Here is a 14,595-nt window from a genome sequence, read left to right on the forward strand (position 1 = left end):
ATGTCTACACTAATTGCTCAGTAACTGATGAAAAGCCAACCTTTTACCTACTGACGTATTAAACGGCTTGGTTTAGGTAATAAGCTCATATCACTGACACGGCAAGGATTGATATCGATACCGCCGCGGCGTGTATACCATGCGCGAACCATCAGCTCACTTGGCTGATAGTATTGACTCAAATCAGCAAATATCTGCTCGACACATTGCTCATGAAAACCATTATGCTGACGAAAGCTTAAGATATAACGCAGCATATTGGCGGTATTAACTGGCTTTTCACTGCTTATCGAAACCGCCAATGTGCCCCAATCTGGCTGATTGGTCACCGGACAATTACTACGCAGCAAGTTAGAATAAAAGCTGAAATTTTTGCCCACTTCTTTTTCAGAGTCTCTAAAATCGCTTTCATTTTTAGCTAATAATGACGCATCAGGATGTTCTGTTAGCGCTACTTTCTCGCTGCTATTTGCAAGCGCCTCATCGATGCAAACACCTTCAGGTTGAGCAGTCAATAAGCCTGTTGCTTTGTCGTTCAGGTCATCATTTAAATCAAATAGCTCAACGGTTACTTCTGCTTGTACACAGGCTGATAAATCTTTGGCTATCAGCGCTTGCACCTCGTCCCAGCCAGAAAACTCAGTAAAGTTAATACTGTTTAAATATAGCTTAAGCGACTTTGACTCAACGATAAATGGCGAGCTTGCCGGAATACCAAAGCGAGCAATAGCCACTTGTGAAATACCTTGGGAATTTAACCAAGACATCTCAAACGCCTGCCACCAATCAACGCCGACTTTTAGTTTTTCATCATGCCAGCTAATCGCATCACGTCCCATACTACGAGCAATCGGATATAGCGTCTCTGGACTATACTCAGTCGGATAGTCGGTAGTTTGCTCACCCAAGATACCGTGAATACTCATTTATCTTCCTAATATTAAAGCGTTAAAGTCTTATTGAAATGGCCAATTACCAACTAGGTCAAGCAGGCAGTAGTAAAAGCATGACCTGCTAAACTGCAAATACTACAAGCGTACGCGTGAACCATTACTCAATAATCGATAAGCGATGGTATAAAATATCGCACAGAATACAAAAATCGCCGCCATCGAATACCAAACATTGACATCAGAATATCCCAAGATGCCATAACGGAACGAATTCACCATATAGACAATCGGGTTTAGTAACGAGACGTTTTGCCAAAATGGTGACAGATTCTCCATCGAGTAAAACACCCCGCCAAGATAGGTCAGTGGCGTCAATACAAAGCTTGGAATGATGGAGATATCATCAAATGAGCGGGCAAATACTGCGTTAATAAAGCCACCCAATGAAAACAAGATAGAGGTGCCAAGCACCGTAAATACCGTCACAAATAAATGCTCGATACCAAGGTCAGTAAAGAATAGCGCCACTATCGAGACGATAATACCAATCGCCAGTCCGCGAAAGATACCACCACTGATATAACCCATCAAAATCGCATGCTTAGACACCGGCGAAACCAAAAGCTCTTCGATACTGGCGGTAAATTTAGCACTAAAGAAGCTCGAGACCACGTTAGAGTAGCTGTTGGTGATAATCGACATCATGATTAGACCGGGCACGATAAACTGCATATATGGCACGCCGCCCATTTCACCAACACGTGAGCCAATCATCTTACCAAAGATGACAAAGTATAAGCTCATGGTAATGACTGGCGGCAACAACGTTTGCGGCCAAATACGTAAAATCCGGCGCACTTCTTTGACTAAGATAGTACGAAATGCAATCCACTTTTGGGCAATGGTTAAACCGTCATGAGGACGAGATACCTGTGCTGCTTTATTCATATCACTCATGTCCTGACTCATAGTCCCGCCTCCTTCATACTGTCTGCACTATCGATATTTTTGTCTACCAAGCGCATAAATAACTCTTCTAAGCGGTTGGCCTTGTTACGCATACTCGCCACAGTAATGCCTTGCTCTGATAATTGGTTAAAGACACCATTTAACGACTCGCCTTCTGTTAAAGTCACTTCCAGCGTCTGCTCATCTGGCTGCGACAATCCCGTTATCCCAGTCAAATCTAATTGACGCGTAAGCGGCGTCTCTAAATCAAAAACAAAAGTCTCAACCGACAATTGAGCAAGTAAATCTTTCATTTCTGTATTAATACGAATCTCACCATGATCCAAAATCGCGATACGCTTACACAGCTGCTCTGCTTCTTCTAGGTAGTGCGTGGTCAAGATAATAGTGGTGTTTTCTTCGATATTAATCTGCTGCATAAACTCCCACATCGAGCGGCGCAGCTCGATATCAACACCAGCCGTTGGCTCATCAAGAATCAACAGTTTTGGCTTATGAATCAATGCGCGAGCAATCATCAAGCGGCGTTTCATACCGCCTGATAATTCGCGTGATTTGCTATCGCGTTTATCCCATAGACCAAGCGCGGTCAGTAGGCGTTTTGCCCGTGGACGTGCTTCTTTGGCAGAAATACCAAAGTAACCCGCCTGAGTAATCAAGATGTCTTCCACTTTTTCGAACTGATTAAAGTTAAACTCCTGCGGTACGACCCCAAGGTATTGCTTGGCCACCGAAGGATTTTCTAATAAATCCGTGCCAAAAATCTTTACGCTACCGGTCGTCGGCTTAAACAGTGAGCTAATAATGCCAATCATCGTTGACTTACCAGCACCATTTGGCCCAAGCAGCGCAAAAAAACCACCCTGCGGGACGGTTAAACTGACATCTTTGAGTGCCGAAAACCCATTGCTATAGGTTTTGGATAAATTCTGAATAGCAAGTGCTGGTACTTCAGACATGAATACCTCTTTATTGGTTATAAATTTGTATGGACAGCGATTTTTAGCATACTGGTATTTTTAGTATACTAATATCTAGAAGAGACGATGTAATGTCATAAAGTGAGGCTACTAGCAATGAATTTCAACTGTGCCCTATGAGAAGTATCATATTGATAATACTCATCATTAAAAAAGCGCCTACCTCATTAAATGAAATAGACGCTTTATCAATACAGGCGTTAAAAGGCTGAATAGATTTATTAGCAATAAATCATGCTTATACAGTTAACTCATCAGCCTAAAAACCATTTGGCTAAATGTAGCTTACTATCTAGCAACTAATAACTAGCAACTAATAACTAGCTTGCTTCACCAATCATATAATCAACCGCGCTTTGTACTTCTTCATCAGGAATATCCGCGCCGCCTTTGGCAGGCATGGCGTTGAAGCCATTGATAGCATGGGTATACAAAGTCTCTGTACCTTTTGCGATACGAGGTCCCCAAGCACCAGCGTCACCTAACATAGGTGAGCCAAGTAAGCCTGACGCATGACAAGTTTGGCAGACAGCGTTATAAACGTCTTTACCATCACGAGGACCATCACCTGCAGCTGGACCAGCAGAACGTGCGGTCACGTCACAGACTTCGTCGTCTTCAAAGCATACTTTAGCAACAGGTTGAATACGAGCAATCAAGTTAGGATACAAAGCAATCAGCTTTTGTACTTGCGGCGTGTCCTCTGGAATTGGCTCTTCAGCCGCAGGTGCTGCAGCGGCAGTTGCTTCAGCTGGCGCTGCGGCATCAGCACCGTCTGTTGCAGTTGCAGCGGCATCAGCAGGTGCAGCCCCATCGGTGGTATCTGCAGCCGCTTGGGTGTCATCACCCAGTTTTTGCGGCGCATTTTCGACAACGTCTTGCCCTTCTGCAACATCAGAGATGGTTACAGGAGTGTCTACAACACTTTCAGCTTGGCTCACAGCGATACTAGCGATTCCTAGAATGGCAGCTGCCGATAACATAACTACTTTTCTCATTCGTCACGTTCTCTTATTGCGTATACAAGGGCCGACACGGCTTGGACATTCTGTCTGTCCTCCTTTGACAACCAAACCAGTTATCAATAGCAAACAGCCATCCCGCATGCAGGCGCGCTTGTAATCGGTGATTATAAATATGGATTCTCCCTGACATTATAAGGGAAAAGACAGGTAGATTGCCATGCCTGTTTGCTGACTATGGTGTTTTTTCTTAAAAAACCTCAATAGCGACCTTCATTCATTGGCTTTATGGCTTTTATTTGTTAGACTAAGCGGTCTTAATTTTTAGACATCTCGCAGTATTAACGACAGCTAATCATCCTCGTTTATACAGGGCGTTAATTAGTACGTTTTTAGTCAATAATTTATGCGCTCGTAGCTCAGTTGGATAGAGTATCGGTCTCCGAAGCCGAGGGTCGTGGGTTCGATTCCCGCCGAGCGCACCAATCACCATAATCAGCAGTATTTTACCTTTTCCTAGTCTCACCTATTATCTCTATAACCCTTTGACAGCAACGTTTGGGGTTCTTAACTGCTGCCTATCGTTGTGCGCTAACATCGATAAAATGTTGTACATAGAGTTGTTAAATCTATTTAATTTATATAACCCTACTCTGCATCTTGTAAATTTGCGGTTAATTGAGCGCGGCTGGGTACACGGTGATAATTGATTACAGGTACGTCACCCAAACGGCGCTGACCGGCGGCAATCTTTTTATCAATCGTAATCATGGCAATTTTTTTATCTTGTTTACTGATAAGCAAATGATTGGCTTTGCGGTTGACACGGTAGTCAGGAAAATGCTGCTTTAGCAACTCTGAGGTTTTTTGCAGCGCATCATTTATCGGTGTTTTCAGACCTGTCGACTTTGGACTATGCTTATCAGCGACTTTCGGGGCGCGCGATTTTGCCAACAACCATAATCCAACGACGACTGCCAGCAATATGACAAGCCACCACATTCCATCTATCATAGAAGTCTATATCCATTGTTAATAAGGGTTAGGTCATGTTAGCAGAATTATCAGCAGCGTTAATAGCAGAAGTCGACCATGCGGCCAAACTACTTGGCGCAAAACAGCGCATTTGTATTTTAACAGGCGCAGGGATTTCCGCAGAAAGCGGTATTCCTACTTTTCGAGATAAGCAAACAGGCCTCTGGGAAAATTATGGCGCTGAAGATTTGGCGACGCCAGAGGCTTTTGCACGTGACCCAAAGCTAGTTTGGTCATGGTATCAGTGGCGCAGACAAGTGGTCGCCGATAAAAAACCAAATCCCGCCCATGACGCCTTAGCGCAGTGGCAGTATCATAGCCAATCCTCTGGCCAGCACATAACGCTTATTACTCAAAATGTCGATGACTTGCATGAACAGGCTGGCAGTACGGTCACTCATCTGCATGGACATCTATGGCGTAATCGCTGTAGCCAATGTAAGACACCTTATCAGAAGCAACCTAGAGGCTCATACAGCAGCGCCGACACTATGGATTATAGTGAGGCGCTGATTAACTGTCCGCATTGTGATGGTTATATTAGACCAGATATCGTTTGGTTTGGTGAAGCGTTGCCCGTACAAGCATGGGAGACAGCTGAACAAGCGGCGGCTGATTGTGAGGCTTTTATCAGTATTGGTACGTCAAGTCTCGTCTACCCTGCCGCTGGGCTGGCACAATTAGCAAAAGATAATGGCGCCAAAATCATTGAGATAAACCCAAATCCGACACCCAATGCCATCGTGGATATCACCTTAGCGGAAAAAGCAGGAATGGTGATGCCGTTATTAATCCAAAAAATCACTGCGTTATAATCGCTTGACCCTAAAATAATAGCAAATGACAAAACAAAAGGCTTAACGATTGAATCAATCGTTAAGCCTTTATTATTAAAGATATATACAATCAATGCTTTATTCAGTCAGTGCCTTACTACATCAATGCTTATTGCAGCGCAAGATCAACTCTCGCCAAGTAAGTTTCTTTTAATTCATCATCTATGAATGATGATCTAAAAGAATTTTTTACCAAAGTAATGATATCGTTTTCCGTTAGCGGCAGATTTTCACATAAATTGATAAAGTTTTGATTGATATAGCCTTTGAAGTAAGCAGGATCGTCGGAGTTGACACTGACATTAAGACCATAATCTAACAGCGCTTTGATATTATGCGCTTGATAGCTGTCAAACACCTTAAGTTCGATATTGGAGTTTGGACAAACCGTCAGCGGCATTTGCTCCTCTTTTAGGCGTTGCATCAATGCGGCACTTTTTATCGATTGCACACCATGATCGATTCTACTAATACCCAGTAAATCCAACGCTTCATAAATATACGAAAAATCGGCTTCTTCGCCAGCATGAGCGACCAATGTAAAGCCTGCTTCTTTTGCCTTTTTAAAGACCTCTTTAAACTTGGCAGGAGGGTTACCCAGCTCCGAAGAGTCAAGACCGACACCGATAATATCGTCTTTAAACGCCATCGCTTCTTCTAAGGTTTCAAAGGCCTCTTCTTGCGATAAATGGCGCAAAAAACACATGATAATGCAAGAAGTGATGCCATATTTTTCTTTAGCATCATCGAGTGCCTCTTTGATGCCCGTAATAACGGCTGCAAAAGGCACGCCCCTTGCGGTATGGGTTTGCGGATCAAAAAATATCTCAGTATGAATGACATTGTCTTCCACACATTTTAGAATATATTCCCACGTTAAATCGTAGAAATCGTCTTTGGTCATTAGGACATTGGCGCCCGCATAATAGATATCTAAAAAGGTTTGTAGATTGGTAAAATTATAGGCGCGGCGTACATCTTCGATGTCATTATAAGGAATGTCTATATTATTTTTTTTCGCCAATCTAAACATCAGCTCCGGTTCTAATGAGCCTTCAATATGCAAATGCAGCTCTGCTTTGGGTAATTTCTTTATTAATTCAATCATAGTGTTCCAGTAGTGGCTTTTATTAAGCGCTGCGTTTGTCAGCGGGGTATATTTATAAAGGCTATTATATTTCAATTGGCCACAAAACCCCATAGACAAACAGCAAACCTTTGCATTCAGTTATAAACACGACTTCATAAGGGTGGCTTTATAATAAGGGTAACTTTATAATAAGGCTACTGCATAAAAGCCATTTCATAGATACAGTATTAAAAACGCTATTTTAAAAATACCACGGTATCAGACAGCTCATTACCGGCGGGATCATCGCCTAGATGATAATACTGACGCAATAACTGACCTACCTCATCTAGCAGCTCTGCTAAGCTTTCTTCAGTTTTTTGATTGGCAATACCTGAGACCGCTTTTTCACACATGGCGCGCCACACAGTCGGGCTCACATGCGTGCTAATACCGCGATCCGCGACGATTTCAAGCTTATGCTCGCAGATATTGACGTAGATTAAAACACCCGTATTTTCTTCCGTATCCCAAACGCGATATTCACTAAACAAATCAATCGCCCGGTCACGACAGTCAAGACGATAGGCATCTTGGACAGGTAAGTGATTTTCTATAATTAAAAACACCTCACCGCGATGCCCACGCTCAGCCAACGTCACCTGCTCTGTCAGCCGCGCTTTAGCCGCTGGCGTTAGCCATTTGCTATGCAGCATAGGGACAAACAGTACTTGACGCCACCAACGAGCAAAACTTGCCTGCGACGAATTGCTTTTTACCATTATATTATTTCCTCAAGTACGCCATTGCTGGCAATCATCTAATGTCTGAACCTAACACGCCTTTATTAAAACCGCCTTTACCAAGAGCCGCCTGCCCCGCCGCCGCCAAAGCCGCCGCCACCTCCTCCGAAGCCGCCGCCGCCAAAACCACCACCGCCGAAGCCGCCGCCACTACTGCCGCCCATACCCGGTAAGAACACCATGCCACCGCCGCCGCGTCCTCCACGACCACCGCGCCCGCCACCTGAGCCGCGCGAAATTAAAAACAGCCATAAAAATATCGCCATAATTAAGGTCATAAAGAAACCACCGCCCAAGGCAAGCGAACCTGCAAAGAAACCGCCAGCGGTCAGGATAGAACCAAAGATGCGCCCAAAGATACTGGTAATAAAGCTACCAAATATCATCGCCATCACGAATAAAAACACCGGTGATGGATTTTCACCAATATCACTTTGGCTTTGACTGCGTTCAGCCGCTTGCGCATCGGCACGCGCCAACACTTCAGGGTCAGCGGTCAGACGAGTTTGCAGGGCACCAACGCCGGCCAATATCCCAGCGCCATAGTCATTTTGCTTAAATAGCGGCGTAATATCTTCACGAATAATACGGTTGACCGCAGAATCGGGCAACACACCCTCTAACCCATAACCGGTCAAAATGTACATATCGCGGTCATTGACGGCAACGACCATCAGCAAGCCATCATCAATGTCTTTATTACCAAGCTGCCATTTTTCGGCAACCTGTAACGCATAGTCAAAGATTGGCATACCATTGGTCGTCGGTACAATGACAACCGCAGCTTGCGCCAAACCTTGCTGATAAATACTTCTTAGCTGCGCCTCTAAGCGTTGTTTTTCTTGCGGGTTTAAGATATTGGCTTGATCAATGACGGGTGAATTTAGAATGAGCTTATCAGCATCGACACTTTTGGCACTCGACTGCACAGCTGGTTTAGTGGCTGTCGACGCGCCTGTCCCTTTTTCGCCGCTACCATTATTAGCGTTTGCCGCATTGGGATTAATAGCATCATTACCAATGATGGCCTCATTAATCGCTTCGTTACCTAAGACGGCATCGTTAAGGGCTTCATTAGATTCTGCAGCTTTTGCAATCGCCACCAAATCCTCGACACTACGATTTTGCATATCTGAGGCGCTATCGCTAGCGACAGCAATATTATCATTAACACTGCCGTTGGTATTAGCATCGGTATTGGGCGCAGCATGCAGCACCGAGCCACTAGCGATGCTTAGGGTGAATAATAATGCGGATAAAAGTGCTTTTGAATTATTCATCTAATCTATACCACCTCAAATAACATCTGGACTAAATTAATGGCTGCAAAACCAAGCTAACGGCAAGGCGACGGATATAAAAGCGCGCAATAGAAAAATTTACTATAAACGCTCATCTTTATCCGCCACGATTTTACTTTACTGCACTTTATTGAGCGGTCTTCGTATCGTCATCACCAAAGTCTACACTGGGTGCAGTCGATATCTCTTTTTCATTGGCGACGCTAAAGTTTGGCTTTGGATCCATACCAAATACTTTGGCAGTAATATTGGTTGGGAACTGGCGCACTGTGGTGTTATAGCCTTGAACTTCTTGGATATAACGATTACGCGCGACAGCGATACGGTTTTCCGTGCCTTCAAGCTGAGCTTGCAAGTCTTGGAACAGCGCATCTGACTTTAGATCAGGATAACGCTCAGAAACTGCCATTAGACGTGATAGCGCCCCAGTCATCTGGTCTTGGGCAGCGGCATAACGCTCCATCGCTTCAGGGTCATTGAGCAGCTCTGGGGTGATGGTGATACCGCCAGCTTGTGAGCGCGCCGCAGCAACTTGGGTAAATACCTCTTGTTCTTGCTCCGCATATTGCTGCACAACTTTAACTAAGTTTGGCACCAAATCCGAGCGGCGCTGGTATTGGTTGACCACCTCCGACCACGACGCAGTGACTTGCTCGTCTTGCGCTTGCAGATTGTTATAACCACAACCTGTTAAGCCAACGGTAGAAGTGGCCAATACGGCTGCTAGCAACATAGGTTTTACAATAGATTTACGCGTCATTTTTGACTCTCCTAAAAATGATAAATAATAAACAAGACGTTTTTTTAAGCAATTTTTTAATCATACACATTTATATAGGCGTATATCGCCTCCTCTACAAATGTGTCGCCTGCGATACATTGTGCTAATAATGGCGCTATCAGGTTACTTTTACAATTCATCGTTACCAAAACACAACCGCAAAGGCACGGCTCCTAGCAAGAGTTTGAGCGCTTTTTTCGACCTCTCTTAACTCATAAATCCTGACGATATTTTCAGCAACATTGAAGAAGTCGTGACAAAAGCGTGATAAACAAAGGATTTTATCACTCTATGGCATAAATTCAGTGTTAATAAACACTACTATATAAACGCCTTTATAAAGAAAATTCTAGTAATTGGCTAAAAAATATGGCAAATTGCAGTTACGTAGCCGTACGGTTTGAATACATTTGGTAGTGGACTTGTTACATTTTTGATATTAGAGAATTGATAGCAGCCCCTTAAAAAGCGACTGATAAGCAAACAGATGCTTGCTTATCAGTCTTAACATAGAGATGTAAGCGACCGATATGACTCATAGAAAGTGGATTGCCATCACCTTGAGGATGGAGATTTAATATTATAACCGCCTGCTTTGTCCGCTGATCTATTGATAACTGCTTAAGCATTTATGACGTGATAACAAAATATCGTCGTTATCAAAGCGCAAAAAGATAGATAAAAAGATAGATAAGAATAGCAACCGTCGCTCATTTATTGCCATTTATAAATAAGCAGTTAATAAGGAGTGAATTTGATTACTAGCTAGCGCCAATAAGCGCTTGCCTGCGATCAATATTGCTAATAGACCCAGCGGATAAAGACAGAAAACTACAGTCCATTCTTGGTGGCTAAGCGCGTATGAAACTTAATCGATAGGCTTAAGTAGATGCCGATTATTTGAGAAGTTGGTTTTAATAAGGAAATTAAATAGCAAACTTACTCTAAGCATCATCATATATAGCCACTTTGAGACAGTACTAGGAATATATACATATGGAAAGTTTAGTTAATGTAGTAAATGGAATTATCTGGAGCCCGGCATTAATTTATTTATGCTTGGGCGCAGGTTTATTTTATTCCATCATGACGCGCTTCGTACAAGTACGTTTATTCAGTGAAATGATCAGCTTACTATTTAAAGGTAAGTCGAGTGCACAGGGTATTTCATCATTTCAGGCACTTGCCGTATCCTTAGCAGGTCGTGTGGGTATGGGTAACATCGCAGGGGTAGCAGCCGCTATCGGCTTCGGTGGTCCTGGTGCGGTATTTTGGATGTGGGTTGTGGCGTTCTTAGGCGCATCTACCGCTTATGTCGAATCAACCCTTGCGCAGATTTATAAAGAAAAAGACGTCGTCACTGGCGAATATCGTGGTGGTCCCGCTTATTACTTTGAGCGCGCGCTTGGTCAACGCTGGTATGGCATTATTTTTGCCATCGCGTCTATCTTAGCTTGTGGTATGTTCTTACCTGGTGTGCAAGCAAACGGCGTTATCAATGCCTTTGCACAGGTCATGGGTGAAGGCACCGTGATGAATATCGGTAGCTTAGAAGTGGGCTCTATGCGTCTTGTCGCATTGGGTATCATTCTAGTGGTGCTAGCGATTATTATCTTTGGTGGTATTAAACGTATCGCAACCTTTACTGAGTATGCGGTTCCTTTTATGGCACTGGGTTATATTGGCCTAGCGCTAGTCATCATGTTTACAAACTACCAGATGATTCCAGAAGTATTTGGCTTAATCATTGGTGATGCCTTTACCGCCCAAGCCGGTTTTGGTGCGGCCATCGGTTGGGGTGTAAAACGTGGTATTTACTCTAACGAAGCCGGTCAAGGTACAGGTCCTCATGCTGCTGGTGCGGCTGAAGTTGAGCATCCATCACAGCAAGGTTTAGTACAGGCATTTTCAGTCTATGTTGATACCTTATTGGTTTGTTCGGCGACTGCCTTTATGATTTTGACCATGGGTACTTATAACATCCAAGGTACGCTACCTGACGGTCAATACATCGTACAAAACGTTGCAGCGGGCGTTGAGATTAACTCGCCTGCCTTTACCCAAATGGCAATGGAATCAGTATACGGTCAATTTGGTAACACCTTTATCGCTATCGCCGTATTCTTCTTTGCCTTTACCACCATCTTGGCTTACTACTATATCGCTGAAGTAAACGTCGCGTACTTAACGCGCTTTATCAGCCGCGGTGCCAATAAAACCGGTCTATTCTTAGTTAAAGTACTAATTATGGTGATGGTTGCCTACGGTGGTCTTAACTCAGCCGGTTATATCTGGGCGATTGGTGATATCGGTGTTGGTCTTATGGCTTGGCTTAATATCGTTGGTATTTTGGTCATCTTCTTTGTGGCCCGTCCCACGCTTACCATGCTTAAAGACTATGAAGCACAGCGTAAAGCTGGCGTGAAGCACTATACTTTTGATCCAGCAAAATTCGGTATCAAAAACGCGCCTTATTGGGAAGAGCGTCATCTTAAGCAACAACAAAGAATGGCAGCCCAAGATCCACTACATAAAGAGCGTCTATAATCTACTCTACTGTAGTGCTGTCTAAGCAGTATTCATAGTATCGATGACATTGATAGTATTACATGAATAGTATCGATAGCATTGATAACATCGATAAGAAACAAAAGCCCGAGGCCATCGTCTCGGGCTTTTTTATGCGCGTAATGTTGTCATAAAGACAGTGATATATTTTGCGATGAGTCATGAAATACGTCATTAAATACAAAAAGCCCAGCTCGGTGGCTGGGCTTCTCAAACACTTAGATGATTTTATTGTTGTTTATAGCGATAAAACCAGCTTATTTAGGTAGCAATACATTATCAATCACATGTACCACGCCATTGGTCGCCATCATATCTGTGCCAACGATATTGGCAGTGTTGCCGCTCGCATCAGTAATGACGTTGGCATCGCTGATAGAGAACGTTTGACCGTTTGCGGTTTCAATAGCATTGCCATAAGGGATATCAGCGGCTTTTACTACCATCGGTACGACATGATAAGTTAGGACGCTGGTGAGCATCTCTTTATCTGCCAATAACTGTTCTTTGGTGATGTTAAGCTTGGTTAATAAAGCAGCAAAGGCATCATCAGTTGGGGCAAATACCGTGTACTGACCTTCTGCCATCATCATATCATCAAGGTCGGCGGCTTGTAGTGCTGCCGTTAAAATGGTTAGATTTTCATTACCGGCCGCCATCTCGCCAATGCTTTGGGTAGCCATATCTGCTGGCATGGCAGTCGCGTCTGCTTCAGCCATTGCTTCAGGGGCAACTTCTGGCTCAACGACGACGTCAGTAGTCGCTTCTGGCTCAACTGGCTCGGTAACGGCTTCTTTATCGTTACAAGCAGCTAGTGACAATGCAGCGGTAACGACAGCGATAGATAATAGGTTCTTCTTTAACATAGGGTATTCCTTTGGGTAAATGGTTGGTGATTGGATATTTATAAATAGGTAAGGGTTAAGGATGGATAAGGGTTTGAGTGAATGGCTTATAAATAAGTAACTTAGTGAATAGGTAAAATTTTAATAATTAAACACTTAGTTAATTTGTGAGTCCTAGAAATAAACCAACGATTTCAATGACTACCATATTAGCTGATTATTTTTTAATTGGTGCTTACTTAGGTAGCGACACTGTATCGATCACGTGTATAAAGCCCTTGTTAGGTTAATAACCCTTTTTAGCTTAAAAACCAATATTGGCTTATAGGCTATCAATATAGTCAGTTCAAAATAAAAGCGATACGTTATAGCTATTTGCGACTGGTATAAATTTTCCTTGCTTGCTGTTATCACAGAGGCTACGAAAAATTCATCCCAGTCGCACTGTATCGATTTTAAAGTAATTCTACTATAGCATTTGTAGTATATGAGCTTGTGTACTATCTAAATAAGCAGCTTATTAAATACTTGTTTGAATTTATACAGCTTATATAAGAGCTTATTTAAGAAATTAATTAATCACTTATTTAGGCATCAGTACTCTATCAATCACATGCACCACCCCATTACTCGCAGCGATATCAGTTTTTAGAATCTTGGTTATGCGACCACTTTCATCCATGAGTCTGCCTTGTGGTGTAATGACCAATGTATCCGTACTTAGCATGGTGTAATTACCGGGTCTGACGTGTTTTTGATAAACGGGCGTGTTACCTTTTAGCACATGGTAAGTCAAAATTTTAGTGAGCAATGGTTTGTTGGCAAACAGCTCAGCTTTGGTCATGCCCGTTTCTTGTAATGCTTGAACAAAGGCGGCATTGGTCGGTGCCAATACCGTATAGCTTGCACTGGTATCAGATAATGCGCCTGCTAAATCAGCAGCGACCACCGCTTCTACCAATAGCGAAAAATCTGGATTGCTTTGAGCGATTTGTACCACGTTCATACTGGTGGTAGCTTGGCTATGCATCGGTGCTTTCATAGTTGGGCTTTTGGTTGGCATCATATTATTACAAGCGCTAAGACCTGCGATAGAGAGTGCCAGGGTGCCAAGGGCGGCGATTTTAACTAGTTTCATAACATTGTCCTTAATGATTGAATAACTATAATTTATTTAGTTTTTATGCCCGTCTTACAGTCAGATTGTCTTTCCTTAGAACTACTGCTTATATCAGAAGCACTGCTTACATCGCTGGTTGATTCCCAATTGTTAATCACTCACAAATAAAAACCATTAACAGTTACTAATAAGCATTGCTTATGAAACGCCAATCCTTCTGAACTTAAATTAACATATAGCTGGTCGTTATAAATTTACGTTTACGCTATTTTTTGTGCTATCGATGTAAGTTTTGTCAGTGTTTTAGGTGAATAATTAGCGTTTCACGCTTGAAAGCAAAGCTTTATGTAATCATTGCTTGAAAGGATATTCATTTGTACCAAATGGCATTATCCAATAGAATCAATAAAAGAGAATCAATACAAGAGAATCA

13 protein-coding genes and 1 tRNA gene are annotated in these 14,595 nt (G+C 43.0%); 3 read left to right on the forward strand and 11 right to left on the reverse strand.

What is annotated here, in order from left to right; translation table 11 throughout:
- Nucleotides 1-47: 47 nt before the first annotated feature.
- The 4 genes from queF to B3Q63_RS07250 form a co-directional block, all read right to left on the reverse strand.
- A complete protein-coding gene (queF, locus tag B3Q63_RS07235; protein WP_296175291.1) occupies nt 48-926 on the reverse strand; it encodes an NADPH-dependent 7-cyano-7-deazaguanine reductase QueF in 879 nt (292 codons plus the stop codon).
- Nucleotides 927-1,028: 102 nt separating this feature from the next.
- Entirely contained in the window at nt 1,029-1,841 is an 813-nt protein-coding gene (locus B3Q63_RS07240) for an ABC transporter permease (RefSeq protein WP_201562788.1), read from the reverse strand.
- Between the two features lie 17 nt (nt 1,842-1,858).
- Nucleotides 1,859-2,821, reverse strand: a complete 963-nt coding sequence (locus B3Q63_RS07245; RefSeq protein ID WP_296175295.1) for an ABC transporter ATP-binding protein — start codon at nt 2,819-2,821, stop codon at nt 1,859-1,861.
- Nucleotides 2,822-3,162: 341 nt separating this feature from the next.
- Nucleotides 3,163-3,840, reverse strand: coding sequence for a c-type cytochrome (locus tag B3Q63_RS07250; protein WP_201562714.1), 678 nt, complete (start codon nt 3,838-3,840; stop codon nt 3,163-3,165).
- A 372-nt stretch (nt 3,841-4,212) separates the two neighbouring features.
- Here B3Q63_RS07250 and B3Q63_RS07255 point away from each other — a divergent pair.
- Nucleotides 4,213-4,289 (forward strand) — tRNA-Arg (locus B3Q63_RS07255).
- 163 nt (nt 4,290-4,452) lie between these two features.
- Here B3Q63_RS07255 and B3Q63_RS07260 read toward each other — a convergent pair.
- The gene (locus B3Q63_RS07260) at nt 4,453-4,818 is read right to left on the reverse strand and encodes a hypothetical protein (RefSeq protein WP_296175298.1); all 366 of its coding nucleotides are present in this window, start codon (nt 4,816-4,818) and stop codon (nt 4,453-4,455) included.
- Nucleotides 4,819-4,853: 35 nt separating this feature from the next.
- Here B3Q63_RS07260 and B3Q63_RS07265 point away from each other — a divergent pair, with 35 nt between their 5' ends.
- On the forward strand, nt 4,854-5,654 hold the full coding sequence (locus tag B3Q63_RS07265; protein WP_296175300.1) for an NAD-dependent deacylase: 801 nt from the start codon (nt 4,854-4,856) through the stop codon (nt 5,652-5,654).
- A 130-nt stretch (nt 5,655-5,784) separates the two neighbouring features.
- On the opposite strand, the gene B3Q63_RS07270 is transcribed toward B3Q63_RS07265, so the two are convergent.
- The 4 genes from B3Q63_RS07270 to B3Q63_RS07285 all read right to left on the reverse strand — a co-directional run bounded on the left by B3Q63_RS07270 (nt 5,785) and on the right by B3Q63_RS07285 (nt 9,608).
- Complete coding sequence (locus B3Q63_RS07270) at nt 5,785-6,783, reverse strand: adenosine deaminase (protein ID WP_296175303.1); 999 nt, start codon at nt 6,781-6,783, stop codon at nt 5,785-5,787.
- 218 nt (nt 6,784-7,001) lie between these two features.
- On the reverse strand, nt 7,002-7,526 hold the full coding sequence (locus B3Q63_RS07275) for a TPM domain-containing protein (protein ID WP_201562721.1): 525 nt from the start codon (nt 7,524-7,526) through the stop codon (nt 7,002-7,004).
- Nucleotides 7,527-7,603: 77 nt separating this feature from the next.
- Nucleotides 7,604-8,827 carry a TPM domain-containing protein gene (locus B3Q63_RS07280; RefSeq protein ID WP_296175307.1) on the reverse strand — a complete coding sequence of 408 codons (1,224 nt, stop codon included), beginning with the start codon at nt 8,825-8,827 and terminating at the stop codon, nt 7,604-7,606.
- Between the two features lie 148 nt (nt 8,828-8,975).
- Nucleotides 8,976-9,608 carry a LemA family protein gene (locus B3Q63_RS07285; protein WP_201562725.1) on the reverse strand — a complete coding sequence of 211 codons (633 nt, stop codon included), beginning with the start codon at nt 9,606-9,608 and terminating at the stop codon, nt 8,976-8,978.
- Nucleotides 9,609-10,625: 1,017 nt separating this feature from the next.
- On the opposite strand from B3Q63_RS07285, the gene B3Q63_RS07290 reads away from it, so the two are divergent.
- Nucleotides 10,626-12,176 (forward strand): alanine/glycine:cation symporter family protein, encoded by a 1,551-nt coding sequence (locus B3Q63_RS07290; RefSeq protein WP_201620377.1) that lies wholly within the window; start codon nt 10,626-10,628, stop codon nt 12,174-12,176.
- 278 nt (nt 12,177-12,454) lie between these two features.
- On the opposite strand, the gene B3Q63_RS07295 is transcribed toward B3Q63_RS07290, so the two are convergent.
- Both B3Q63_RS07295 and B3Q63_RS07300 read right to left on the reverse strand, forming a co-directional pair.
- Nucleotides 12,455-13,063, reverse strand: coding sequence for a fasciclin domain-containing protein (locus B3Q63_RS07295; RefSeq protein ID WP_201562728.1), 609 nt, complete (start codon nt 13,061-13,063; stop codon nt 12,455-12,457).
- A gap of 562 nt (nt 13,064-13,625) precedes the next feature.
- Complete coding sequence (locus B3Q63_RS07300; RefSeq protein ID WP_296175315.1) at nt 13,626-14,180, reverse strand: fasciclin domain-containing protein; 555 nt, start codon at nt 14,178-14,180, stop codon at nt 13,626-13,628.
- Between the last annotated feature and the right edge of the window lie 415 nt (nt 14,181-14,595).

Origin of the sequence: Psychrobacter sp. UBA2769 (genome assembly GCF_002352555.1) — a bacterium.
Taxonomy (GTDB): Bacteria; Pseudomonadota; Gammaproteobacteria; order Pseudomonadales; family Moraxellaceae; genus Psychrobacter; species Psychrobacter maritimus.